Origin of the sequence: Rossellomorea sp. FS2, assembly GCF_047915635.1 — a bacterium.
GTDB classification, from domain to species: Bacteria; Bacillota; Bacilli; order Bacillales; family Bacillaceae_B; genus Rossellomorea; species Rossellomorea marisflavi_A.
The window spans coordinates 714684-737547 of record NZ_JBLRVS010000004.1 but is presented as its reverse complement, the minus strand read 5'-3'; the positions used below and the strand labels follow the sequence as shown (position 1 = coordinate 737547).

Below are 22864 nucleotides of genomic sequence, written 5' to 3'. Positions count from 1 at the left end.
GTGTTACAAATGGAAAACGGTACAAGGATGCTCATTGTCCTTGGCGTATTCATAGCAACTTATATCCTTTTGGAATGGGTATTGGGTAAATGGCTTAAGATTGAAAAAAAGAAGAAGGGGTATCACAACGAACAGCATAAGGATTGGGAAATCAAAACAAGTGGTGTGTTGATGTTCATCATTCTGATCAGTTTTATGATGTCTGTGGATGGTGGGATGATGCGAGATGTGCTGCCTTACGTCTTCATCGTCTGTATCATCCTTCAGAACACATTACGGGTGTACTGGGAATGGAAATATTCTGATGGGAGTAAAGAGTATATCCGTATGATCATTACCATGAGCTATATGGTAGTATTCTTTATCACGGCATTCGCCACGAACTTTTACTGGGCGGTTCGCTAGATCGTGAAGAACGATCCATCAAAGGGAGAAGGGGAAAGATATGACTACATGGATCTGGCTTATCGTCATATTGGGAGTGTTTTTAGGGGTGTATTATCTTCTGCAATGGGCGTTGGGAAAATGGCTTCATCTTGGTAAGAGGCGGCATTACCGGACCTATCATAATGAAACGCATAAAAAGTGGGATGTGAGGATGCGTTTGGTATCTGCGTTGATTATTGTAGTGGGTTACTTGTGGGTTATGGATAATGGCTTCATTGGGTCCTATTGGAACGTCCATTTTCTCACGCTCGGTAGTGGGGTGATCCTTCAAGAGCTATGCAGAGCCTATATGGAATGGAAATACTCAGAGCAGCGAAGGGAATATATCCGGGTGCTGGCATCAACAGGGTATGTACTGGTATTCCTGTTCATAAGTTACGTCACCAACCTCTTCGGGCTGGTATGAAGGCTATGGAAGCTGTCGGACATGTACTCTTTTTCAATACCGTTCATCAACCTTGAGCCATAACGGGTCTCGGCTAATTTGACGGGTGCCGTGGCGAGGCAAGGGGCAGGCGAATATACATGGATGGAGTTTCACTGCTCATCCATTTTGGTAGGATGCTTCTTGGTTGAGCTCATCATGTGTTGATCAAGGAGGCTGTTCGATGGCGAGTATGGCTTTGGTACTGCTCGTGTTGTTCGTATTTGCGGCGCTGTACATGGTGTTACAGTGGGCGCTGGGGAAATGGCTCCATCTCGAGAATCGGAGGAAGTTTCCCACTTTTTACAACGAGACGCACTGGAAATGGCATAGGATAATGTGCTGGGTCAGCTTGGGTATTCTCATGTCCTCGTTCATATGGGTGATGATCCTTCGGGGCGGTGATGAGTCGTTATGGTTCGTGCTGCTGTTTGCGATTTTTGCGGGCATTACGATTCCTGAGTTGTGTCGCGCGTATATGGAATGGAAGTATTCCGAGCAACGAAAGGAATATATCCGCGTACTGCTGAGCGTAGCGTATTTGCTATCCTTCATGATGATCCTGTACGTCACGGATTTTTTCTGGATTTCCTGACAAAAAGCCCTGTCCACACGAGGACAGGGCTTTCGTTGTTTTATAGGGAAGCCTTCAGGATGGAGAGGATGTCTTCTTTTCCGAGTTTCTTGAAGTTACCGAAGCCTCCGTACTCCATTTCGCGGGCGGCGATGCCGGCGATTTCGTCGAGGCGGTCGTCACCGATGTTGTAGTCGGCGAGTCGGGATGGTGCTCCGAGGCTGGTCCAGAACGCGCTCAGTTTCTCGACACCTTCAAGGGCGATATCTTTGTCGCTGCGTCCTTCCGTCTCGATATCGAACATGCTGAGCATGAGGCGCTTCATGCGGACCGGATCATGGTCGATGACGTGGCGCATCCAGTTCGGGAACAGGATTGCCAGTCCGCCGGCATGAGGGATGTCATATACAGCCGAGACGGCGTGCTCGATCGTATGGGACGCCCAGTCGCCGAAGTAGCCCATTTGAAGGGTACCGTTCAGGGCGATGGTACCTGAGTACAGGATCGTTTCGCGGTTCTCGTAGCTCTCGAGGTCGTCAAGGAGTTTCGGCGCTGTTTCGATCACAGTCTGAAGGACCGAATAGCATAGATTGTCCTGGAGCGGCGTGTTCGCTACATTGTGGAAGTACTGTTCGAACACGTGGCTCATCATGTCCACCATGCCATAGATCGTCTGGTCGCGTGGAACCGACATCGTATTGACCGGATCAAGGATGGAGAAGGCAGGGTGAGTCACGACAGGGCTGCCCCATACATACTTCTCGTTCGTCTCCCAGTTTGTGATGACAGAGTCCGGGTTCATTTCAGATCCGGTTGCGGCAAGGGTCAGCACGGTCCCGAACGGAAGGGCATCCTGAGCGATGACCTGCTTATTGATGATGTCCCAGACGTCGCCGTCATACTTTGCACCCGCAGCGATGGCTTTCGTGCAGTCAATGACGCTGCCTCCGCCGACAGCGAGCATGAAGTCGATGTTGTCCTCACGGCAGATGTCGATCCCTATCCTGACCGTGGATAGACGCGGGTTCGGTTCGACCCCTGCAAGCTCGGAAACGTTCACGTCAAGGTTCTTCAAGATGTCCAGCACCTGATCATACAGGCCGTTGCGCTTGATGCTTCCGCCTCCGTATACAAGCAGGACGTTCTTTCCGTACTGGGGGATCAAGTCCGTCAATGCATTGACCTGATCTTTCCCGAAGATCAGTTTCGTTGGATTATGGTACATAAAGTTTTCCATATTGTCATCCTCCTCTGAGTTGTCGTTAAAGAATCAAAGGTGCAAGTATAACGCGGGTCGGAAGGTTTAGCAAGTGAAGGGGCATGTCGATTCCGCACCCATCATGAGACATTATGACTGATATTGGCAAAAGTTTTATTTTTGTTGTACAAAGGTTGAAAATTTGAAATAATAAGAATTGAATAGTTGTTCATAAGGGGGCGTTCAGGCATGCTGGTGGTAAGCGCATGTCTCGCAGGCATGAAGGTACGGTACAACGGAACGGATTGCCTCGAAGACGTGATCGGAGAGATGGTCAGGTCGGGTAAGGCCGTCACGGTCTGCCCTGAGATTCTGGGTGGATTCCAAACCCCGCGTGAGCCTGCCGAGATCCAAGGTGGCACTGGTGAGGACGTACTGGATGGTACGGCGCGTGTCGTGGACCGTTCCGGAGCGGATGTGACGGAGCATTATATTGCCGGAGCAATCGAGACCCTCGCCATCTGCCGGAAGATGGGGGCGACGGACATCGTCTTGAAGGAAAACAGTCCTTCCTGTGGCAGCTCCATGATCTACAATGGGGATTTTTCCGGAGAGAAGATCCCGGGGGAAGGTGTTACGACCGCACTTTTAAAAAGGAATGGAATCAAGGTTTGGTCGGAAGAGGATGCTGTGAATGAATTTGTGTGAATTTTCCATCGTTCTGCTAAACACCTGTGATGATTAGCCGATGAATAATAGTAATGGCACATACAGACGCGGAACAGTTTCAACGGAACATGTCCTGGGTATTGTATGGAAAGATAAGTAGAGAGAGAACAGTCCTTCGACTGCAATACAATCACAAAGGGGCAAGAGAATCGAATGAGCGATGTAACAGGTCAAACCTTCTTACCTGAAGCGGAGTTGAAGTCACTCCTGCAACAAGGGGATGTCGAAGAAGGGAAACAACTGGACGTACTACTGGCCATGGTGGAGCATATCGGGACACCGGATCCCGTACTCCGAGACAAATTGATTTACACCACCTTTTACCGATTGATCATTGAGGAAGACAGACTCCATACCGAAGTCCTGAAGGATCTCCTCGACCTTTCCATGGATCATCTTCTTATGAAGGGGATCGGTGAGGAAGGGACGGATTCCGTCTTCACGCGCGCCTTCACGACCCTCCTCATGGCACTCGTCCTTGGACGGGACAAAGAGGCCGATTTCTTATCAGAGGATAAGATCCAGGAAGCAGCCGATATCACGGTGGAGTACCTGGAGCAGGAACAGGACGTGCGCGGCTTCGTCGAGGAAAAGGGATGGGCACACAGCGTCGCCCACGCAGCCGATATGGTGGATGAGCTCGTGCTGAACCCGAAAGTGGATCAGGATATGTTCCCGGTCCTGCTGAAAGCACTATGGGAAAAGGTGTTGGTGTCACACCATGCCTATATCCATGATGAAGATGAACGGCTCGTCGTCCCGATCCTCCAGATGATCTGGCAGGGGATGGACGAGAGGGAAGTCATAACGCTGGTGGAAAAACTTCCGGAAATGCTTGAGAAGCAGAAAGCCGAACTTGAGGAAGAGGCCTACTGGACCCTGTTTTTCAATGTGAAGACCTTCTCAAAAACCTTCTATATGAAACTGGAAGTCTACCCGACCCTTTCAAAGCTGAGGGATGCGATCGACCGGGTCCTGAAAGAACTCAACTGAATAGTGCAATGCTCTTATGAAGAGAGGCGGAGGGACTGGCCCCATGAAGCCTCGGCAACCGGATCCACGGTGCCAAATCCAGCAGACAGTGCGTCTGAACGATAAGAGGCTGATGAAAGAGGCCTCTTGGAGAGGTCTTTTTTTATGAAGAGAAGGAGGAAGAGCATGACGAGACAAGAGATGTATACAGAACTTGAAGGAAACTTTGAAGAAACACGAAGCTGGAGGAGGCATCTCCACGAAAATCCGGAGCTATCCTTCCAGGAAACCGAAACCGCCCGCTTCATCGAAGGGAAGCTGCGTGAGTTCGGCCTTGAGGTGAAGACCGGTATCGGCGGCAACGGCATCACCGGTACCCTCCGCGGGGCGAAGCCGGGTAAGACGATCGCCTTCCGGGCCGACTTCGATGCCTTGCCGATCACGGATGAAAAAGATGCACCGTACAAATCCAAGAATCCCGGGGTGATGCACGCATGTGGCCATGACGGGCATACGTCCGCCCTGTTGTCTGTTGCCAAGGTGCTGAGTCAATATGGACAAGCCCTCAACGGCACACTCATCTTCCTCTTCCAGCCGGCAGAAGAAACCCCGCCGGGCGGAGCCAAATTCATGGTTGAAGAAGGCGTGCTTGAAGGAGTGGACCACGTATTCGGAGCCCATCTTGCATCGGATTTGCCACTCGGGTCTTACGGCGTCGGAGAAGGCTTCCGCATGGCAGCCGTCGATAAGTTCGCCATTCACATCAATGGCCTCGGAGGTCACGGCGCAAGGCCGCACACGACGATCGATCCACTCGTGATCGGCACGACCGTCGTCAACGCCCTCCAGCAGATCGTGAGCAGGAAGGTCGATCCCCTGAAATCCGCCGTCGTCACCATCGGCATCTTCAAAGCCGGCACCGCCTTCAACGTCATCCCCGACAACGTCACCATCGAAGGCACAGTGCGTACGTTCGAAGGCGAAGTGCGCGACCAGGTCCAGGAAGAGATCCATTCGATTGTCGCCGGCATCACATCCGGATTCAAGGCGACGCACAGCATCGACTATCTGCGTGGCTACCCGGCCCTCTATAACCATCCGGAGGAAACGGAAATTGCCCGTCGCCTCTTCGCTGATCTTGGACCTGTGGCCGAGTCAGAGCCGACCATGGGCGCTGAAGACTTCGCCTATTACCTTCAGGAAAAGCCTGGTACCTTCTTCCGAGTCGGATCCCGGACGGATGACCTGGCAACCCAGTACTCCCATCACCACCCGCGCTTCGACATCGACGAACGCGCACTCGTTCACACGGGCAAAGCCTTCATCAAACTGGCCGAGCACTACGTTTTTTAACTTAACAGTAGAATAGGAGATACATAGATGACAACCTACAAAATCACGATGATGGACGCCTACGCCATCGAATCGCTCCGCGAAAAAGGCATCACCAACGAGGTACTGCTTGCGGCCGCAGCAAGTGGAGATACAACGCGACTGTTGGAAGCCGATCCAGAAGGGAACTTCGATGCTTTGCTTAAACTCGCCGAGGATCGGGACGCGCTGGAAAGCATCCTGAATGATGGCTACCAGATCAAATTCGTCACCTACAACGGCCTTCGTAACCTTCTTCGCATGAAATTCCGCAAGCCGTTTACCGACTTGGACAACGGGATTGAAGGGCTGCACCTCAGCGTGGAAGAGCTGATTCAGCTGAAGAAGCTGCTCTCAAGCAACTGGGTGCTGAAGGCGGAAGAAGTGGATGATGGGTATGTGGCCAGAGTGACGTATATCGAATAGGTGCATGGTGACGGTTCCGGTGCTTCATTTTTTTATGAAGCGGCCGGGGCTTTTTTTGTTTGGAAGATGGGTGGCGGTTTGTGGTGTGTTGGACAGGGGGCAGGCGCGGGAGTTGGTAATAAACGTCGAGAGTCGGGAGTAACGTTCCAGAGTTGAATGTAAAAAGCTAGAGTTGAAAATAAAAAAATCTGTCCAAAAAAAGTTGGAAGTAAAATCTCGAAAGTTGATAATAAATTTCTTAAAGTTGATAGAAAAAGTTTAAAAGTCGGTAGAAAATGGTGGTGGAATGATATAATTGGATATATAAGGAATTAAAAAATGAAGAAAGTATGCCATTTCATCCTGTTTTCCCGAAAATGTGACCACACAAGACCCGTCCAGAACCAAAACCACCTAACATGAAGGGATTTTGACCATGAAAAAGGTATGAAAGCCATAGTAAAGACGATCCCCCTAGCTATAAACGTTGGAATCGTCTAAAAAATATTTAGTGAAAAATATAAAATTATTATAGTAATTACTTAACAAATAATCCTTTTACTTTATCTTTTAATGTCATTGGAGTAGGTTGCTCAAAGACTTTTATTGAAAGCCTACCGATGATATTAGTTAATTCATTTTCAAATTCAATTGTATTGTCATCTGTTTTAGTGTAAGCGTGGATGTACTCATGCACGAGAGTACCTGAAAAAGATTCCAGGCTCTTAAGTTGGCTTCGTTTAATAATTATCCTTTTACTAGATGGTTCCCATAATCCTAAGGCGTCCCCTCCTGTGTACTGATCCGGTCTCATGGTTTCGGATATGACAACTTCCTTAACAGGACTTTTGCGTGTTGAAAACCAACTCTCAATAATTTCTTTGTGTTTAAGAATTTCTCTTTCTTTACTTGTTAATTGTTTATAAGGAATAATCTTGAATTCAAATTGTTCATTCCATTCTTGAGCATAAACTTCAAGGTTCCTAAATTGTTCCCCTTTTAAGTCTGTAGTGGTTTGGAGTTTTTCTGCAAGAGTATCAGGTACAGTAATGATTTTTAAACCCTCATCTTTAGCGTATTTTAAGTATTTGCCTCCATCCAATAAATCATAGGCTGTTAGGAATAAAACTTTTTCCTGACTATTAAGTATTTTGCAAGCGTGTAATTGGACATCAATCCACTGTAACTCATCATGAGCATTTCCACTTTGAATAGTTTGGAGATCATCTACTAATCTCTTTGCAAACTTATTGCTTTTACACTCGAGCAAAATTGACTTTAGGCGATCTGAATACGCGTTTCTCCCAACATTTGTTCGCTCACGATTTAAAGATTGTCTAAGTTTTTTTGTGGTAGATGTAATGTTATAAGAAAAAAGGAAATTATCTTCTTCTGCCACACAAATGCCATTTACGTATATTCTAGAACGTTCTTGTTTATTTTCTACTAGCTGGCCGTATTTTGTTTCTTCTAGGACTTTTTCTCCTGAGTAAAGTAAGAAAAAATCTTTAGCATCTTTTATGTCTTGATCGGATAACCCCTTAAATGCAAAATCAGTTCCCACCATATCATGGTGAGATGGTTCACTTACAATAGCGTGAAGTGTGATTACATCTTTGAAATCTCCTTTAATGTGTTTTTCAATTGTTATATCACAGAATTTGGATTGAATAAGAACTTCAATATTTCTTCTATCAAATGTGGCTAATGCATCCTTCAATCCTACCCCGAATTTTCCAATAACCCTATCTGGATTTTCGGTTTTTTCAACGTTCTCATTTTGAGTTAAGTGCTCATATTTTAAACCCCTTCCGTAATCTTGAATGTGCCAAGTCCCATTGTGATCCTTGAATACTTTGGGTTGTTTGGAGTTACTAAGGATAGCCTCGTCTAGGGCGTTAGCAATAATTTCTCTTAAAGCATGAGGGATTGTCCAATGTTCGAGTACTTTTTCAATATTCAGATCGAATTTTTTCATATCTCTTTTCCCCCTTTTTAGAAGTGTTTCAGATGGTTCTAGCTAACCTTTATTATACAAAACTATACATATGAAAATAAGATATAAATTCCATAAATTTCTTGTTCGTGAACAAGAAAACATGCTAATGTAAATCAAAAAGGAGGAAAACCCATGACCACAATCCAATCCATCTACAGCAACCCGCCCATCTTCGAAACGGAGCGACTGCTCCTCAGGAAGATCGCAGCGACCGATCTTGATGACATGTTCCGGTATGCATCTGACCCCGAGGTGACGAAGTACGTGCTGTGGGATACCCATCAGACCCTTGAAGATACGCGACAATTCATTGATTATGCGCTGGAGGCGTACCGGAATGAGGACGTGTCGCCGTGGGGGATCGAGTGCAAAGAGAACGGAAAATTCATCGGGACAATTGATTTTGTGTCATGGAGCGAGCGACATCGTACAGCAGAGCTCGGCTATACCATCGGCCGCCCCTATTGGGGGAAAGGGTATATGACGGAAGCAGCCCGGCAACTCTTAAAGTTTGGATTCGAGCATATGGATCTCCTTCGCATCCAGGCTAGATGCTTCCCGGAAAACATCGGGTCGGAGCGGGTGATGCAGAAGCTCGGCATGACGTATGAAGGGACGCTGCGGCAGGCGATTAATCTGAAGGGGACGCAGATGGATTTGAAGCAGTATTCGATTTTGAGGGAAGAGTTTCGCGGCTTATGAATGAGACCATCGCCGCCATGTGGGAGGACATCGATCGGCTTGTGACGATGAGATACGTGAGGGATTTCAAAGTCTATCTCACCATTACGCGAACAACCTCAACTCAAAATCAAAAAAGCTTTGCGATCCATTACCCGGTTCACAGGGAGCAATCCTCAAAACTCGGTGAGATGCACTGCCGTCTCTTTCCAACTAAAATCGAAGTGCTATTCGAGGTGGAAGGCACAAGGAAAATCATCATCGTGGAAGATAACGATGAGGAGAAATACTTGGATGAGGTCATCTTTTACCTGAATGATTTGAACGAAAGGGCGAGGGTCCTTCTGGGATAAAAATAATGAAGTCAATCGACTTAAAAAACCACCAAGAGAAAAGGAGCTACCATCATGACAACCGAACAACAACTATACGAAGCAGCCATCGACCTCATCAACACCCGCTACCCGACCGGATGGGGCGGGGCAGCGGCGATGATGACGAAGGGCGGGCGCTTGTTGACGAGCGTGGCTCCTGAGGTGATCAATGCGTCGACGGAGCTTTGCATGGAGACGGGCGCAATCCTAGAAGCGCATAAGTTTGCCGATGAGGTGACGCATACGATCTGTGTGGCCCGTGAGGATGAGCATGCACCGTATCAGATCCTGACTCCATGCGGGGTATGCCAGGAGCGTTTGTTTTACTGGGGACCCCAGGTGAAGGCCGGGATCTATACGGCAGACGGGCATGTAGAGTTCAAGCGACTGGATGAGATCCAGCCGTATCATTGGTATCAGGCGTATCGCGGGGAGTGATCAACTCCCCCAGCGAATGGCGACGGCCCCCCATCCGAGTCCGGCTCCGTAGCCGACGAGGATGACGAGGTCGCCGTCTTTTATTTTGCCTTCGGTGACTTCCTTGTGAAGTCCTATGGGAATCGTGGGTGCGGATGAATTGCCGTAGTAGCGGATCGTGTGAGTGTGGACTTGTTCCATCGGGTAGCCGAGGGACGCGATGCTCGTTTCGATGATGCGGAGATTGGACTGGTGCGGGATGATGAAGTGGACGTCGTCTAAGGTGTGGCCAGTCTGGGCAAGGATTTCGTTCACGGCTTCCGGGAACTTCTCGACGGCGAAATCGAAGACGGCCCGGCCGTTCATCTTGATATGTTTGTTCTCGTCTAAGTGGAGGTGGTGACCGCCGCTTCCGTCCATCTGCATGGTGATGCCGAGGATCCCTCTGCCTTCCGGGACTTCTCCTACGATGACGGCGGCAGCGCCGTCCCCGAAGATAAGGGAGGTTTTATAGTCATCGGGATTGAGGAGGGAGGAGCACTTGTCCACGGCGACGACGAGTGATTTCTTATACATGCCGGTCTTCACGAACTGAACGGCGGTGGCGAGCCCTGTGATGAAGCTTGAACATCCCGAGTGAAGGTCGAGTCCGGCGCATTTCCTGGCACCGATCCGGTCCTGGACGAGGGCGGCGGTGATATGGGTGTCGTGGGTATTCGTGGCGATGATGACAAGGTCGATCTCTTCTGCATTGACGCCGGCGTTCTCAATGGCCCGTTTCCCGGCCCGCTCGCACAGCTCTGTGAGCGTTTCTTCCTTGCTTAGGTAGCGGCGCTCGATGATGCCGGTCTTTCGTTCGATGTCCGAGGCTTTCATGCCAAAGCGGGCACCGAGTTCTTCATTATTCACCACGCGGTCGGGAATATCGACACCGATCCCTAGGATTCCCGTGTTGACCATCATACACATTCCCCATTTCATGAGTTTTTCCTACATATTCATCCTAGCATAATTTAAGGGATAAAAAGGAATTTAAAAGAATAATATGGAATTAGTATAAGTAGAAAGAATGAAAGGGGGGCGTGCTATGACATATGTCACATGGGGCGGTGCGCGGATCAAGCTGTCATGGACAGAATCGGATGCCTTGCCGGATCCCGAACGCATTACAAGCGCCCACGGGTTCTGCTTTTACGAAGGGAAGCTGCTTCTCGTTAATCTCCATTCAAGAGGGTGGGATATTCCCGGAGGGCATTTGGAAGCGGGGGAGACGCCGGAAGAATGCTTCAGGCGTGAAGCCATGGAAGAAGGATATGTGGAAGGCGACTGCACGATGCTCGGTCACATCACGGTGGATCATAGTGAGAACGACTCATGGACCGAAGACGGACCGTATCCAAAGATCGGCTATCAGGTGTATTTCGTCATGGATGTCACGAACATCCATCCGTTTGAAGGGGAGCATGAGTCAGGTGCGCGCCTTTTCATGGAACCTGCGAAGGCACCGGATCATTATAAAGGGTGGATGCCGTTGCATCAGGATATATTGGATCTTGCATGGAGAAAAATAGAGAAAGGGAGATGAAAATGGAGAAAGATGTTCGGGTAGAACTTGAGGAAAAGGTACTCCAAGACGAAAACGAGGGAGCAATGATCCGCTTAAAGCCGTATCGCTTTTCCATCTGGAGCGCTCTGATTGGAATTTTCCTCTTGATCATCAGCATAAACGGAGTTGAAATAGCGAATTCCCTGTTCACCTCACCATTACCGGGAGCGGGCTTCCTGTTGACCAATACATACATCCCATCGGTCCTTGGCTTAGCTTGTATCCTGCTTGCCATATCGACCTGCACCGTCCAGTATGCCCATCAGCTGAAAAAAGGAGATAACTAGATGAGTGGAAAGAAAGACGGCACCACTTATCCACCAGGGGAAAAGATCTTGTCAGAGAAGGTCAACGACAGTGCTTCACGGTTCATGAAAACAATCAAGCCGTATCCCCTGTCAATTTGGTCGGGGTTCGCCGGTGTCGCACTCATGACAGCCGGTATGTACAACGTTGAGATTGCGAGCTTCTTCATGCCGCAGGGCGAAACGTATTTCATGCCGGAAAGCCTTATCCGCACGCTGACCTATGTTCCGGTCGGGTTGGCCATCGTTGCGTGGATCATCGCGATCGTCAGCTTTTCCTTGAAATATGCCCATCAACTGAAGAAAACATCATAACAAAAGGATCGCCCCGTCCATGGGGCGATCCTTTTACTGTTCACAAGACACGGAGCTGAGGGAGAAGATGGAGCCTTCATAGAGAAGGACGGTACCGCCTCCGTCTACGCATTCGGCTGCTTTTTTCTGATTTTGCTTGGAGTTTTCTTTGATCTGGTAGATTCGGAAAGATCCTGACAGGATGATGAGGGCGCTGATACCGACAGCGAGGATCCAGGTTGATTTCTTCACGCGATGACCTCCTTGCTAGATTCCTATGTTTGACAGTATAACATGAATTTAGGTGGGGATTGAGAGGTATTTCACAGAGCAGGCGAGGGGATACTGGTGTGTGCTATAATACGCATATGTAGAAAGGGGGAGGCAAATGAGTGAAACGAGGATCGAGGTACCGGGGCCGTATGACTTCGACCGCGTGCTGGAGCGGTTGTCCATCGACCCGCTCCATGCCGTGGATCGAGAGGCGAGACTTGTAAAGGTCCCGTATTATCCGACAGGGGAAGTCATCACGGTCAAAGGCGTTGGGACAAAGGATGAGCCTGCGTTCGTCCTATCATTCGAGCAAGACGACAAATCGGAAGAAAAACAGGCCCATATCGCCCGCATCTTCCAGTGGCACACGGGACTTCATGAGATCCAAGCCCACTTTCTCGCAACGGATCTGAAGCCGATCTTCGAGGAGCATGTCGGTACGCCGATCGTCCTTGATTTCAACCCATTTGCCACCATCGTGAAGAGCATCATCCATCAGCAGCTCAACCTGAAGTTCGCCTTCACCCTGACCCACCGTTTCGTTACCCGCTACGGGACCGAGAAAGACGGCGTCTGGTTCTATCCGTCACCGGAGAAGATCGCGACCCTCACCGTGGACGAACTGCGGGAGCTCCAATTTTCCCAGCGGAAGGCGGAGTATGTGATCGGCGTCGGGGAGAAGGTGGCAAGCGGTGAGCTCAACCTCGAAGAACTTGCCCGCGAGTCCGATGAAGTGATCATCAAGGAGCTTACGAAGATCCGCGGCATCGGACCGTGGACCGCCCAGAGCTTCCTCCTCTTTGGACTCGGGCGGCCGAATCTGTTCCCCATGGCGGATATCGGCATCCAGAACGCCATCAAGAAGCTGTTCGGGATGGAACAGAAGCCGACGCGCGAGGAAATGGAACGCATGAGCGCCGCATGGGACCCTTACCTGAGCTATGCCTCCCTGTATCTGTGGAGAAGTATTGAGTAGAACGGACGTGAATAGATGAATAAACAACAGTCAAACCAAGTACGCATCGAGTTGAAACAGCAGTTTCCTCTGACCATAAAACGAATCGGGATCAACGGGGAAGGGGTCGGCTTCTTTAAACGGAAGATCGTCTTCGTACCCGGTGCCCTGCCAGGCGAAGAAGTTGTGGTGGAAGTCACCAAGGTCCATCCGAAATTCACCGAAGCCCGCGTGAAAAAGATCCGCAAAGCGTCACCCCAGAGAACGAAAGCACCATGCCCAGTCTATGAACAGTGCGGTGGATGCCAGCTTCAGCACCTTGAATATCAAGGACAGCTGGACGCCAAACGCGATATCCTGATCCAGTCCCTCGAGCGCTACACGAAGCTCAATCTCGATGAGCTCGATATCCGCCCGACAATCGGGATGGATAATCCGTGGCACTACCGCAACAAAAGCCAGTTCCAGGTCGGCACCCAAAACGGCAAAGCCATCGCCGGCCTCTACAGCATGAATTCCAACAAGCTCATCGACATCGACGAGTGCATCGTTCAGCATCCGCTGACGAATAAGGTCACAACGGAAATCATCCGCATCATCAATGATTTCAAGATCCCCGTCTATGACGAAAAGCAGAAGCGCCAGATCATCAAGACGATCGTCACACGCGTAGGATTCGAAACGGGACAGGTTCAGGTCGTACTTGTTACCACAGAAAAGAAGGTCCCGCAAAAGGATCTCCTCGTCCAAGAAATCAGCAAGCGCCTGCCGGAAGTCGTCTCCATCGTCCAAAATATCAATCCGAAGAAGACGTCCCTGATCTTCGGAGATCAGACGATCAACCTTCAAGGTAAGGATAGCATCAAAGAACGCCTGGACGAGTTCACGTATGAACTCTCAGCCCGCGCCTTCTTCCAGCTCAACCCGATCCAGACGAGCAAGCTTTACGGCGAAGCCAAGAAAGCCGCAGCCCTCACCGGCAACGAAAAAGTCGTCGATGCATACTGCGGCGTCGGCACCATCGGCCTCTGGCTCGCAGACGGCGCCAAAGAAATCCGCGGCATGGACGTCATCAAAGAAGGAATCGACGACGCCAAAAAGAACGCCAAAGCCTCACGCGTTAACCACGCCGACTACTACGTGGGCAGCGCTGAAGACCTAATGCCCAAATGGAAACAAGAAGGCTGGCGCCCCGACGTCGTCGTCGTCGACCCCCCAAGGGTCGGCTGCGACCGCAAATTCCTTGATACCATCAAGGAAGTCAAACCGAAGCGATTTGTGTATGTGTCGTGTAATCCGTCTACTCTTGCGAAGGACATCGACTATTTGAAGCGTGACTATCGCGTTGAGTATTTGCAGCCGGTTGATATGTTCCCGCAGACGGCGCATGTTGAGGTAGTAGCAAAACTAACATTAAAATAACTTTTTTAAATAACAAGAACCCAAACCGGTTCTTGTTATTTTTTTACTCCAATTCAACCCGTAAATGATATCGTATAAATAAAAACTCCCCCAACCTGAAACTTTCCTCCCCCAACCATCCCACTAATAAGTATAAAGGGGGCAAACCAGATGGATGCAAAAGACCAGCGGCTGGTCAAGAAGGCGATCAAGGGTAATAAGGCTGCCTTTGAGAGGCTGCTTCAGCAGCATTATGAACGGATTTACCGGACGGCGTTTTTGTATGTGAATAATGAAGAGGATGCGCTGGATGCGGTGCAGGAGGCGTCATTCAAGGCGTTTACGTCGATTCATTCCTTGAAGCAGCCGGAGTATTTCCTTACCTGGTTCACGAGGATCGTCATCCGGTGTGCCGGTGATCTGCATCGGCGGAAGAAGAAAGTGGTTCCGTTGAGTGATGAGATTCTATCCAATCTGCCGGGTCACGCAGACCCAGATCTTGAAGAGTCCGAACAGCTTCTTGATGCGATCGGTCATTTACGAGAGGGTTATCGAACAGCTATCATTCTTTTCTATTATCACGATTACCCGATCAAGTTGATCAGCGAGATGATGGACATTCCGGAGAATACGGTGAAGACGAATCTGAGCAGGGGCCGAGCAGAACTGAAGAAGTTCTATCAGGATGAGGAGGTCAAGTGCCATGGATAACAAGCAGGTGAAATCAGCGATTGATCAGATTCCGGTGCCGAAGGAGAAGGTGTTCAGTGCCATTTCGGAAGGGTTGAACCAAGCCCGGCCAAAGAAGAAGCGAAAGGTAGCGACCGGGTTGACGGCTGCAGTGGCTCTTGTGGGGATCACACTGGGATCCGGGTTCGTGAATCCGACGATGAATAGCGTGTTGGCCAGTGCGCCGCTCATCGGGGGGATCTTCCAGCAGTTCAATGATAAAACTGGAATGGAACTTGCTCATCAGCAGGCCGTGACGGAGCTTGATCAGTCGATGACGAAGAACGGGGTAACAGTGAAGCTGACTAGCGCCTATTTTGACGGTGTAGCGGTATCGATTACGGGATTTGTGGATGATGGCGTGGAGAAGGGGCAGAATGAGCCCGGGGAAGTGAGCTTTGATGTCAACTACGGTGACGGGCAGGGGGATCGTGATGCGTGGTTGAGCGATCGTTCCAGTACCGTCAAGAAAGTGAAGGGCGGGTATGACTTCCAGTGGAAGATGAACTATCCGTACGAAACCATCGACGAGAATGAGATTCTTCCCGTCACGATCCATTCCATCAATGGCGTCAAAGGAGAGTGGACGTTCGACGTGCCTCTTCAGCAGGAGGAGATTACGCGGACGGCACTTGACCAGAGTCATGAGTCCAAACAGGATGGCGTCACCTTCCATCTGAAAGAAATCCTGACGGGCAAGGCGAGTTCGTCCCTTGTATATGAAACGGTTCAGAAATATAAAGACGATGATGTGCGGATTAAAAAGGCAAGGGATGAAGACGGTAAGGTATACGGTTTCGGCAATCCGACCGTACTGAGCGAGTCCCAGGAAGAAGACGGGTACCACCGGACGCTTCGCGTGGAGATGACGAAACCGGCTTCGGCAATCGAGTCCCTTACGTTCTATCCTCAGGTGGATGTAGCCGATCCGAAGGTGGAGCAGCTGCTGGATCAAGACGGCTTCACACTCGAGAGTGAACGTCTTGGGCTGAAGCTGCAGGTGAACGAAATAACAGAGCGCGGTAATCAGGTGATCTTGGATTATCAGCTGCTCGGTCTTCCTGCAGACTTGAGCAAAGACCGACTTGAACTGCTGGAAAACAATCTTCAATATGAGCTGCTGTTAGTGGATCAGGATTATCTTGATAAGATTGATCCTGACAATCCTGTACCGCCTAAACATAACAGCATCCGCAAGAACACAGTGAAAATGATCGATGGGGAGACCGTCCACTTCCAATCCACATTTGAGTTGGATGGAGAAGAGCCGTTCAAGGATTTTACACTGGAGAATACGGTCCTTCAGTTTGATTTCTCCAGTTTTGTTTCGGCTAAAGAGTTGAAGCCTTTTGATATTAGCGTGAACAACTAAATTCCAGGGGTGTGCCATTGAAGACGGCGCACCCTTTTTCTGTTTATTTGATTTATAGATTTGATTGAAATTTCTGATCCTAATGGTAAAATGGATTAAAATCCCAAAGAGGAAATCCGAATATGGTGGATGGAAAATATCTTTAGCTATTCTTGGAGAGTCAAGCTATCCTTCACTCTCCCGGCAAACAAAATAGTAGGGATGTGCAGTAGATGATGAGTGAAACGACGGAGCTACCTATACGCCGCAGTGGGATTGCGGCTGTTTTAGTAAAGAAAGTGGATGGGGAAGCTCGCGTTCTCCTCCTGAAGCGGGCATCCCGGACCTTGAATGGAGCGTGGTGCTACATCGGCGGCGGAATCGAGCCGGGTGAAAAGGCATGGCAGGCGGCAAAGCGCGAGATCTGGGAAGAGACGGGGATCGACATCCGGACGTTGTATACAGGGAATACATTCGATCAGTTCTACTCGCCCGCGACGAATGACATTTACATGGCGCCGGTGTTCGTCGGGTTTGTGGAGGACGATCAGGACGTGATGCTGAACAGGGAGCATAGTGAGTATGAGTGGCTCCGTTTCCCCGATGCTATGGAGCGGGCGACGCTGCCCGGGAACGATGTGGTGCTCGCGTTTGTAGAGAAGCACTTTGTGAAGAAGGCACCTGTGGAGTGGTTGAGAATGGAGTTGGCAGGGCAGGTGATGGGAGATTACTAGCAAGAAGACAGTGATGATCATAGCTAGTGCTCTTAGTGTTCTCATCGCTGGACTGATGATCTATTGGTTCTATTTTAAAGAAGATCGGTTCACCTTCCGGGTCGGACAGGTGGAGTTTGCCGTAGAGAACCATTCGACTGCCAGCCGGAGTTCCATCCAGGACGAGGTGACCCATGCCTATGAAGCGATTATGGGAGCGGTGAAGGGGGACTACGATCCTGCCTCTCCCATTTCCCTGGAGTTTTACAATCAGAAGGATATCTCTTTTTCCACACGGGACGAGGTGGTGCTGTTCAAGGATCAGGGCCATTTCCTGACGGTCCATGAGCTCTCCCATGCGCTTCTGTGGGGGAAGGAAGAGCAGGATGACCGGGGCTATTGGGCACTTGAGGGACTTGCCATCCATCTTCAAACGGAATACGGTGACCCGGTGTATCCGAATTATGACGTTTCCCCCCACGCGATTATGAATGTGGTGAAAGAAGAAGGGATGCTGATTCCCCTGACGAAGCTTTGCGGAACGTCCATGAGCCGGATGCTATTTCAACCTTCCTTGGAAAGTGATGGAGCATCTCGGTCCCTGCAGTGGATCTCCTATATCGAGTCGGCTTCCTTTGTTTCCTATCTCATCGATGAGTACGGGATGGAAGAGTTCGAGAAGGTCTTTAATGAAAAAGATTCGCTACAGCAGATGAAAGAGGTCTATGGGAAGGACGCGGCAGAGCTTGAGGAAGAGTGGCTTGCTTATATTGATCAGGAATCCTATAAGCTGAGCGAGCGGGAACAGAAGAAGGTACCTGGATTGGAGAAGCGAAGATCGTATTTTGGAGAGATTGATGAGCGGTACATACATTGAGTAGGGGGATGGGTGAGATGAAGGAAGCTTGGTGGAAGCGGGCACACTATCTGGGCCAAAGTGACTTGATTTCTTTAGAGAAGGCATTTGAATTTGCATCCCGGGCCCACGACGGTCAGAAGCGGGCGACAGGAGAACCGTATATGACGCATCCGGTAGCGGTCTGTTCGATCCTGATGAAGGAACAAGCAGACCTCCCTACCCTTATGTCTGCCCTGCTTCATGATGTGGTCGAAGATACGGACGTGACGATCGATGAAGTGGAGAAGCAGTTCGGACAGGAAGTCTCAAGGATCGTGGATGGCTTGACCAAGGTGGAGAGGGGAATGATGAGCAAGGAAGAACATCACGCCACCAATATGCAGAAGCTTCTCTCTGCTACAGCGGATGACGTCAGGGTCGCCGTGGTGAAGATTGCCGACCGACTCCATAATATGAGGACCCTTGACGTCAAACCGGTAGAGAAACAGATCCCGTATGCGAATGAGGCCTTGATCTTCTTCGCCCCCCTTGCCGGAAAGCTCGGACTGAGGAAGATGAGGGCGGAGCTGGAGGAAATCAGTTTCCCATTTTTGAATCCGGTGCGGTGCAGTGAAGTGGTAGGGGCAGTGGAATCGTATTCCGCGCAGTTTGATCATGGATTCCAGCAGGTCAGGGAAAAGGTAGGGGGGACCGTCACTTTTGAAGGAATAAGGGAGCCACTCTATCAGAGTTATTCCCTACTGCAGGATGATGTGGAAGTATCCGATCTTTATTCCATCCGGATCACCACGGATTCAGTGCTGGACTGCTACTCCGTCATGGGGAGCGTCCATCAGGTGTTCAAGCCGGTGGCAAATGCCTTTGTCGATCATCTTGCCCTGCCAGTCTCCCCCTTCAATCAAAAACTCCAAACAAAGGTATGGGTCGGGAACGACACGGTGAGAATCATTCTGCAAACGAGGGAAGGGAAAGCACTCTCCGATCAAGGGGTATTGGCCCTACTGAGAGAGGAAAAGTCTTCAGTGTCCATTCAGAGATTGAGCCATGAATGTCTCGGTGGGGACATCCACAACGCCACGGAGATTGCAGAAGATGTATTCGAGTTTGAAGCGGTGGTTTCCCATGCACTGTTCCAGGAGACCATCACCATCTACACGCCAGATTGGAACACTTTGACGCTGCCCGCAGGGGCGACCATCGTGGATTATGCCATTGCATATTCTCCCATAGGAGAAGCAGGGGCAGATTGAATAAACATATGATCATGTTCAGTTAAGAAAGGGTAAGATCACTCATGGAAAATAGTAAATCTCATATCATAGGAAACTTCAGGGAAAGGACCTTGATGAAGGTGATAGCATGTATTTTGTATTGATTTCGTCCTTTCTATTATTCTCTCTTTTAACCGGATATACAGGCTACCAAGGGGAATGGGTGTACTGTGCGATATTCGGGGTATTCTCCATCATCATCCTGGGGGCGACGGTCCGGCGTTATCACTCAAACTCTAAGAGAACATCCAAAAAGGATTCTACTTATTGGGACTGCGTGGATTGTGCGTATCTTGGTGACTGTGTGCCGGTACCAAGGGGAGTAGGGAAGCATGTGGGTGGAGGCGATTGCTGTGGATTTGACTGCACACCTTAAATCCACGCTCTACGGGTTCTTCCGCACGGTGCCCTGTCATCGGAGGGAAGAGCGATGTTTTCATATCGGAGGGGAAGCCATGCCGATCTGTTCCAGATGCCTGTTCATCCTGATCGGCATGCTGTTTCTCCCCCTTTTCCTGATTTACCCCCTGCCCATCTACATCGGGTTTGTCCTGCAGGTTCCCATGGTGCTGGATGGGTGGACTCAGCTCAAACGGTGGAGAACCAGTACCAATGCCCTTAGGAGTGCAACGGGTTTGATGAGTGGGTTGGGGCTCTCCATGGGGATAGCAGGACTTTTTTGGAACATCATTGCGTGGTTGCCGTAATTCGACTAAAGAGATCCGAGGTGCACGATGAATACCATTATCTATTTGATCAGACATGGCGATTCCCCGAAGACGGGAGAAGTCGAACGCCTCAGGGGGCTGAGCGAAAAAGGACAGGCAGATGCCGAACGGGTGACGGAGCTCCTGAAGGACGAGGGGATCGATGTATTCGTCTCCAGTCCGTATAAGCGGGCCGTCCTGACGATCAAGGAGCTGGCTACCCTGTCTGGAAAGGACGTACTGCTCTATGAGGAATTGAAAGAAAGGATGTTTTCTTCCGGGGTGAACCGGATGGCTGATGCGGAGCTGTATCCCCTTCTTGAGAAGTCGTTCAAGAATCCTCATTACTCCCTGCCTGGTGCAGAATCGAATGCCGGTTGTCAGGTGCGGGCCGTTGAAATTATCAGAGAGCTATTGCTCCTTCATCAGGGCGGCAAAATCGCCGTCGGTACCCACGGGGCAGTGATGACGCTCATGATGCAGTACTTCGACGAGAGGGTTGGACTGGACTTTCTGCAGGGGACATCGAAGCCGGATATTTACAAACTGACCTTTGACGGGGAAGAGCTGATTGAGGTAGAGAGGTTGTGGGATCCCGTCCCACGTACAAGCTGAGGTGGAGGACGCCTCGGTTTTTTTGTTTTTTCAGAGAGCCGGCGGCATTTCATCTGGATGAATTATGATACAATTTTCCATATGAAGAACGGTAGCGAAAGGGAGGATCCATCATGAAATCATTGGAGCTTATCGACAAAGCGAGGTCGGGGGACCGGACTGTCCTGAGGGAGCATAGGTGGCTGCAGTACCTTTACCTGACGAGAGAGCAGCACATCAATCTGGAGCAGATCACCTCCCTTGAGAGGATGCCGGTGAACCCGGTCCTTCCTTATGTGGAACGTACCTTGCTCGTGCTGAATGAAATGGATCTGCCGGAGAAGGAGAAGGGAATCATCGAGGAAGTGCTGGTGTGGTCGGAAGTGGCCAAGGGCGGTACGAAGCATCAGCGGAACGTCTGGGGGAAGAAGGGCTTCCAGCTCGATATCCACAATATAGGATCAGCACAGATCTATGCTGCGGAGCAGATGAGTCTTCCTCTTCACCTGCGGGATCTGGAGCGGGAGGAGCTCCTCTACACCCTGATCCTGACCCATGGGCTGATCGGTCAATTTATCCGAGGAGAGGTGCGCTACAAGCAGCTGCACCCCCTCATTCAGTGGATGGATGAGCACAATGGAATCGGTGTGGATATGGAAGTGGTCCTGAAGAAACTCAATCAGTGCATCATCCAGGGGGTATCGAATGAGATTTGGGAAGTGGTGAAGGACGAAGCAGATCAGATTGTTTCTTTCCTGATTGACGGAGAACGTTCAGTGGAAATGACGCTGAAAGCACGGATCGAGCGGCTTCGGCGGTCTTCGATCGAAAATGGCGAGAATGTTGACCATGAGTATGACCGATATATGGCGGATGCCAGGTTGAACGGCTATGTGGATAGCTTCTTCAAGAAGACCGATCTGTGGTACGTCGAATCCGCCCTGAAGGAGTTTACGCTGGAAGAGTTCCTGAAGATCTTCCTCTTGATCTATCAAAAGGTGAACCCCCTCTCCATACAGCATGTGAGCTTCGAGGCGTTCATGAAAGACATCTACTATGATTACAAAGGCCGGAAAACCATCAATCTGTATAAAAAGAGGATCATAGAATCGTATCTGAAAGAATTCTCCCTTGAAGATCTCCTTCATGGGGAGAAGCCGGTCAATGAGCATGTGGAGCTAGAGGCTGAGCCCATGGACCTCTTGGGTCAGATCATCGGGGTCCGATTCCGATATTCGGCAGCAGGGGAGAAGCTGATTGAATTCTGTCAGGAAGCAGAAAAGTCCCCTCACTATGAGCGGGCGACGATCCTCCTGTATGATTTCTTCGGCTTCAGGAAGGATGCCTTCGATCGCCTGCAGAACGAACACACCTATCTGTCCGACATGAATAGCGGTCAGGATCATAAGCGCATTATTTCCGATTTTGCCACGGGAACGCTGATGCTCGACATCGGAGCGGGTGGCGGTGTCATGCTTGATGTGCTGTCGGACGATCATCCCGAAGCAGATGTGGTCGGAATCGATGTCTCCACCAACGTCATCGAAGAACTGACGAGACGGAAAAACCGTGAGAACAAGCGATGGACCGTGCAGCAGGCCGATGCCCTTGAGCTGAGGGCCCATTACGAGCCGGGGTCCGTCGACACCATCGTCTTCTCCTCGATCCTCCATGAAATGTTCTCGTATATCCCGTACGAGGGGAAGAAGTTCAATCATGACGTGATCATCCAGGCGCTGAGAAGTTCGTTCGAAGTGCTCGGCGAAGGCGGACGAATCATCATCAGGGATGGGATCATGACGGAGCCGAAGGATATTTACCGCACCATCGAATTCAAGGACGGAAACGGGCACGCATTCTTCAAGAGGTACGCCCATGATTTCAAGGGAAGGAAGCTGGATTACGAATTCCTCCAAGACGGAAGGATCAAGCTCCCGGTCAATGATGCCATGGAATTCCTCTACACGTATACGTGGGGCGAAGAAGCCTATCCCCATGAAGTGCAGGAGCAATTCGGCTACTACACGCCATCCGAGTTCAAGGGGGCCATCAAGGAAGCCTTGGGAGATAAGGCGAAAATCGTTGCGTTCAAGCATTATCTTCAGGACGGGTATGAGGAGTTCCTCGCTCCGAAGGTGACGGTGCGGGATGAAGACGGGATAGAGGGCTTGCCGGATAGTACGTGCTTTATTGTGATTGAGAAGGTATGAAATGA

At 50.0% G+C, this 22864-nt stretch carries 28 protein-coding genes and 1 riboswitch; of the genes, 24 read left to right on the top strand and 4 right to left on the bottom strand.

The features are described 5' to 3' along the window. Positions 1-9 precede the first annotated feature (9 nt). The 3 genes from ACNA6I_RS14830 to ACNA6I_RS14820 all read left to right on the top strand — a co-directional run bounded on the left by ACNA6I_RS14830 (position 10) and on the right by ACNA6I_RS14820 (position 1466). Complete coding sequence (locus tag ACNA6I_RS14830; RefSeq protein WP_416313699.1) at positions 10-405, top strand: DUF4181 domain-containing protein; 396 nt, start codon at positions 10-12, stop codon at positions 403-405. Positions 406-445: 40 nt separating this feature from the next. Continuing rightward, the gene (locus ACNA6I_RS14825) at positions 446-853 is read left to right on the top strand and encodes a DUF4181 domain-containing protein (RefSeq protein ID WP_416313698.1); all 408 of its coding nucleotides are present in this window, start codon (positions 446-448) and stop codon (positions 851-853) included. Between the two features lie 202 nt (positions 854-1055). Then, positions 1056-1466: a DUF4181 domain-containing protein gene (locus ACNA6I_RS14820; protein ID WP_048012293.1), complete on the top strand. Its 411-nt coding sequence runs from the start codon at positions 1056-1058 to the stop codon at positions 1464-1466. 40 nt (positions 1467-1506) lie between these two features. Here ACNA6I_RS14820 and ACNA6I_RS14815 read toward each other — a convergent pair whose 3' ends face one another. Continuing rightward, positions 1507-2682: an iron-containing alcohol dehydrogenase gene (locus tag ACNA6I_RS14815; RefSeq protein ID WP_416313697.1), complete on the bottom strand. Its 1176-nt coding sequence runs from the start codon at positions 2680-2682 to the stop codon at positions 1507-1509. Positions 2683-2892: 210 nt separating this feature from the next. On the opposite strand from ACNA6I_RS14815, the gene ACNA6I_RS14810 reads away from it, so the two are divergent. The 4 genes from ACNA6I_RS14810 to ACNA6I_RS14795 all read left to right on the top strand — a co-directional run bounded on the left by ACNA6I_RS14810 (position 2893) and on the right by ACNA6I_RS14795 (position 6141). Then, positions 2893-3351, top strand: a complete 459-nt coding sequence (locus ACNA6I_RS14810; RefSeq protein WP_048012295.1) for a DUF523 domain-containing protein — start codon at positions 2893-2895, stop codon at positions 3349-3351. 174 nt (positions 3352-3525) lie between these two features. After that, the gene (locus ACNA6I_RS14805) at positions 3526-4365 is read left to right on the top strand and encodes a DUF2785 domain-containing protein (RefSeq protein ID WP_416313696.1); all 840 of its coding nucleotides are present in this window, start codon (positions 3526-3528) and stop codon (positions 4363-4365) included. An 11-nt stretch (positions 4366-4376) separates the two neighbouring features. Beyond that, positions 4377-4473, top strand: a riboswitch (SAM riboswitch). A gap of 57 nt (positions 4474-4530) precedes the next feature. Further along, positions 4531-5697 (top strand): M20 metallopeptidase family protein, encoded by a 1167-nt coding sequence (locus ACNA6I_RS14800; RefSeq protein ID WP_416313695.1) that lies wholly within the window; start codon positions 4531-4533, stop codon positions 5695-5697. 27 nt (positions 5698-5724) lie between these two features. After that, positions 5725-6141, top strand: a complete 417-nt coding sequence (locus tag ACNA6I_RS14795) for a hypothetical protein (protein ID WP_367259056.1) — start codon at positions 5725-5727, stop codon at positions 6139-6141. A 517-nt stretch (positions 6142-6658) separates the two neighbouring features. Here ACNA6I_RS14795 and ACNA6I_RS14790 read toward each other — a convergent pair. After that, positions 6659-8098: an ATP-binding protein gene (locus ACNA6I_RS14790; RefSeq protein WP_416313694.1), complete on the bottom strand. Its 1440-nt coding sequence runs from the start codon at positions 8096-8098 to the stop codon at positions 6659-6661. 153 nt (positions 8099-8251) lie between these two features. Here ACNA6I_RS14790 and ACNA6I_RS14785 point away from each other — a divergent pair, with 153 nt between their 5' ends. The 3 genes from ACNA6I_RS14785 to ACNA6I_RS14775 are packed head-to-tail and all read left to right on the top strand — an operon-like array spanning position 8252 to position 9612. After that, on the top strand, positions 8252-8821 hold the full coding sequence (locus ACNA6I_RS14785; protein ID WP_416313693.1) for a GNAT family N-acetyltransferase: 570 nt from the start codon (positions 8252-8254) through the stop codon (positions 8819-8821). After that, positions 8818-9153: a hypothetical protein gene (locus ACNA6I_RS14780; protein ID WP_416313692.1), complete on the top strand. Its 336-nt coding sequence runs from the start codon at positions 8818-8820 to the stop codon at positions 9151-9153. The genes ACNA6I_RS14785 and ACNA6I_RS14780 overlap by 4 nt, the downstream gene beginning before the upstream one ends. Positions 9154-9207: 54 nt before the next feature. Then, positions 9208-9612, top strand: a complete 405-nt coding sequence (locus ACNA6I_RS14775; protein ID WP_159129210.1) for a cytidine deaminase — start codon at positions 9208-9210, stop codon at positions 9610-9612. Here the strand turns inward: ACNA6I_RS14775 and ACNA6I_RS14770 are convergent, their stop codons facing one another. Next, a complete protein-coding gene (locus tag ACNA6I_RS14770) occupies positions 9613-10554 on the bottom strand; it encodes a 3-oxoacyl-ACP synthase III family protein (RefSeq protein ID WP_416313691.1) in 942 nt (313 codons plus the stop codon). Between the two features lie 124 nt (positions 10555-10678). Here ACNA6I_RS14770 and ACNA6I_RS14765 point away from each other — a divergent pair, with 124 nt between their 5' ends. From ACNA6I_RS14765 to ACNA6I_RS14755, 3 genes are read left to right on the top strand one after another with little or no spacing between them, the layout of a single operon-like run. Then, entirely contained in the window at positions 10679-11176 is a 498-nt protein-coding gene (locus ACNA6I_RS14765; RefSeq protein ID WP_048016062.1) for an NUDIX hydrolase, read from the top strand. A gap of 2 nt (positions 11177-11178) precedes the next feature. Next, the gene (locus ACNA6I_RS14760) at positions 11179-11484 is read left to right on the top strand and encodes a hypothetical protein (protein WP_148796971.1); all 306 of its coding nucleotides are present in this window, start codon (positions 11179-11181) and stop codon (positions 11482-11484) included. Continuing rightward, positions 11485-11817 (top strand): hypothetical protein, encoded by a 333-nt coding sequence (locus tag ACNA6I_RS14755; RefSeq protein WP_416313690.1) that lies wholly within the window; start codon positions 11485-11487, stop codon positions 11815-11817. Between the two features lie 33 nt (positions 11818-11850). Here the strand turns inward: ACNA6I_RS14755 and ACNA6I_RS14750 are convergent, their stop codons facing one another. Continuing rightward, positions 11851-12048 carry a hypothetical protein gene (locus tag ACNA6I_RS14750; protein ID WP_048016059.1) on the bottom strand — a complete coding sequence of 66 codons (198 nt, stop codon included), beginning with the start codon at positions 12046-12048 and terminating at the stop codon, positions 11851-11853. A 136-nt stretch (positions 12049-12184) separates the two neighbouring features. On the opposite strand from ACNA6I_RS14750, the gene ACNA6I_RS14745 reads away from it, so the two are divergent. The 11 genes from ACNA6I_RS14745 (at position 12185) to ACNA6I_RS14695 (ending at position 22859) form a co-directional block, all read left to right on the top strand. After that, complete coding sequence (locus tag ACNA6I_RS14745) at positions 12185-13045, top strand: DNA-3-methyladenine glycosylase family protein (protein WP_416313689.1); 861 nt, start codon at positions 12185-12187, stop codon at positions 13043-13045. Between the two features lie 15 nt (positions 13046-13060). Beyond that, complete coding sequence (gene rlmD, locus ACNA6I_RS14740) at positions 13061-14446, top strand: 23S rRNA (uracil(1939)-C(5))-methyltransferase RlmD (RefSeq protein ID WP_416313688.1); 1386 nt, start codon at positions 13061-13063, stop codon at positions 14444-14446. 150 nt (positions 14447-14596) lie between these two features. Beyond that, positions 14597-15136 carry a sigma-70 family RNA polymerase sigma factor gene (locus ACNA6I_RS14735; RefSeq protein WP_416313687.1) on the top strand — a complete coding sequence of 180 codons (540 nt, stop codon included), beginning with the start codon at positions 14597-14599 and terminating at the stop codon, positions 15134-15136. After that, positions 15129-16526 (top strand): DUF4179 domain-containing protein, encoded by a 1398-nt coding sequence (locus ACNA6I_RS14730; protein WP_416313686.1) that lies wholly within the window; start codon positions 15129-15131, stop codon positions 16524-16526. The genes ACNA6I_RS14735 and ACNA6I_RS14730 overlap by 8 nt, the downstream gene beginning before the upstream one ends. A gap of 212 nt (positions 16527-16738) precedes the next feature. After that, positions 16739-17239: an NUDIX hydrolase gene (locus tag ACNA6I_RS14725; RefSeq protein WP_416313685.1), complete on the top strand. Its 501-nt coding sequence runs from the start codon at positions 16739-16741 to the stop codon at positions 17237-17239. 13 nt (positions 17240-17252) lie between these two features. Then, positions 17253-18095 carry a hypothetical protein gene (locus ACNA6I_RS14720; protein WP_416313684.1) on the top strand — a complete coding sequence of 281 codons (843 nt, stop codon included), beginning with the start codon at positions 17253-17255 and terminating at the stop codon, positions 18093-18095. Positions 18096-18112: 17 nt separating this feature from the next. Continuing rightward, on the top strand, positions 18113-19327 hold the full coding sequence (locus ACNA6I_RS14715) for an HD domain-containing protein (RefSeq protein WP_416313683.1): 1215 nt from the start codon (positions 18113-18115) through the stop codon (positions 19325-19327). A 109-nt stretch (positions 19328-19436) separates the two neighbouring features. Then, complete coding sequence (locus ACNA6I_RS14710; RefSeq protein WP_197470330.1) at positions 19437-19724, top strand: hypothetical protein; 288 nt, start codon at positions 19437-19439, stop codon at positions 19722-19724. After that, on the top strand, positions 19702-20055 hold the full coding sequence (locus ACNA6I_RS14705) for a DUF2085 domain-containing protein (protein WP_416313682.1): 354 nt from the start codon (positions 19702-19704) through the stop codon (positions 20053-20055). Before ACNA6I_RS14710 ends, ACNA6I_RS14705 begins: the two co-directional genes overlap by 23 nt. 27 nt (positions 20056-20082) lie before the next feature. Beyond that, positions 20083-20670, top strand: a complete 588-nt coding sequence (locus ACNA6I_RS14700) for a histidine phosphatase family protein (protein WP_416313681.1) — start codon at positions 20083-20085, stop codon at positions 20668-20670. A 113-nt stretch (positions 20671-20783) separates the two neighbouring features. Further along, the gene (locus ACNA6I_RS14695) at positions 20784-22859 is read left to right on the top strand and encodes a class I SAM-dependent methyltransferase (protein ID WP_416313680.1); all 2076 of its coding nucleotides are present in this window, start codon (positions 20784-20786) and stop codon (positions 22857-22859) included. The last annotated feature ends 5 nt before the right edge of the window (positions 22860-22864 follow it).

Coding starts and splice junctions, on each gene's coding strand:
- ACNA6I_RS14830 (WP_416313699.1), top strand. CDS start 10: ATGGAAAACGGTACAAGGATGCTCATTGTCCTTGGCGTATTCATAGCA.
- ACNA6I_RS14825 (WP_416313698.1), top strand. CDS start 446: ATGACTACATGGATCTGGCTTATCGTCATATTGGGAGTGTTTTTAGGG.
- ACNA6I_RS14820 (WP_048012293.1), top strand. CDS start 1,056: ATGGCGAGTATGGCTTTGGTACTGCTCGTGTTGTTCGTATTTGCGGCG.
- ACNA6I_RS14815 (WP_416313697.1), bottom strand. CDS start 2,682: ATGGAAAACTTTATGTACCATAATCCAACGAAACTGATCTTCGGGAAA.
- ACNA6I_RS14810 (WP_048012295.1), top strand. CDS start 2,893: ATGCTGGTGGTAAGCGCATGTCTCGCAGGCATGAAGGTACGGTACAAC.
- ACNA6I_RS14805 (WP_416313696.1), top strand. CDS start 3,526: ATGAGCGATGTAACAGGTCAAACCTTCTTACCTGAAGCGGAGTTGAAG.
- ACNA6I_RS14800 (WP_416313695.1), top strand. CDS start 4,531: ATGACGAGACAAGAGATGTATACAGAACTTGAAGGAAACTTTGAAGAA.
- ACNA6I_RS14795 (WP_367259056.1), top strand. CDS start 5,725: ATGACAACCTACAAAATCACGATGATGGACGCCTACGCCATCGAATCG.
- ACNA6I_RS14790 (WP_416313694.1), bottom strand. CDS start 8,098: ATGAAAAAATTCGATCTGAATATTGAAAAAGTACTCGAACATTGGACA.
- ACNA6I_RS14785 (WP_416313693.1), top strand. CDS start 8,252: ATGACCACAATCCAATCCATCTACAGCAACCCGCCCATCTTCGAAACG.
- ACNA6I_RS14780 (WP_416313692.1), top strand. CDS start 8,818: ATGAATGAGACCATCGCCGCCATGTGGGAGGACATCGATCGGCTTGTG.
- ACNA6I_RS14775 (WP_159129210.1), top strand. CDS start 9,208: ATGACAACCGAACAACAACTATACGAAGCAGCCATCGACCTCATCAAC.
- ACNA6I_RS14770 (WP_416313691.1), bottom strand. CDS start 10,554: ATGATGGTCAACACGGGAATCCTAGGGATCGGTGTCGATATTCCCGAC.
- ACNA6I_RS14765 (WP_048016062.1), top strand. CDS start 10,679: ATGACATATGTCACATGGGGCGGTGCGCGGATCAAGCTGTCATGGACA.
- ACNA6I_RS14760 (WP_148796971.1), top strand. CDS start 11,179: ATGGAGAAAGATGTTCGGGTAGAACTTGAGGAAAAGGTACTCCAAGAC.
- ACNA6I_RS14755 (WP_416313690.1), top strand. CDS start 11,485: ATGAGTGGAAAGAAAGACGGCACCACTTATCCACCAGGGGAAAAGATC.
- ACNA6I_RS14745 (WP_416313689.1), top strand. CDS start 12,185: ATGAGTGAAACGAGGATCGAGGTACCGGGGCCGTATGACTTCGACCGC.
- rlmD (WP_416313688.1), top strand. CDS start 13,061: ATGAATAAACAACAGTCAAACCAAGTACGCATCGAGTTGAAACAGCAG.
- ACNA6I_RS14735 (WP_416313687.1), top strand. CDS start 14,597: ATGGATGCAAAAGACCAGCGGCTGGTCAAGAAGGCGATCAAGGGTAAT.
- ACNA6I_RS14730 (WP_416313686.1), top strand. CDS start 15,129: ATGGATAACAAGCAGGTGAAATCAGCGATTGATCAGATTCCGGTGCCG.
- ACNA6I_RS14725 (WP_416313685.1), top strand. CDS start 16,739: ATGATGAGTGAAACGACGGAGCTACCTATACGCCGCAGTGGGATTGCG.
- ACNA6I_RS14720 (WP_416313684.1), top strand. CDS start 17,253: ATGATCATAGCTAGTGCTCTTAGTGTTCTCATCGCTGGACTGATGATC.
- ACNA6I_RS14715 (WP_416313683.1), top strand. CDS start 18,113: ATGAAGGAAGCTTGGTGGAAGCGGGCACACTATCTGGGCCAAAGTGAC.
- ACNA6I_RS14710 (WP_197470330.1), top strand. CDS start 19,437: ATGTATTTTGTATTGATTTCGTCCTTTCTATTATTCTCTCTTTTAACC.
- ACNA6I_RS14700 (WP_416313681.1), top strand. CDS start 20,083: ATGAATACCATTATCTATTTGATCAGACATGGCGATTCCCCGAAGACG.
- ACNA6I_RS14695 (WP_416313680.1), top strand. CDS start 20,784: ATGAAATCATTGGAGCTTATCGACAAAGCGAGGTCGGGGGACCGGACT.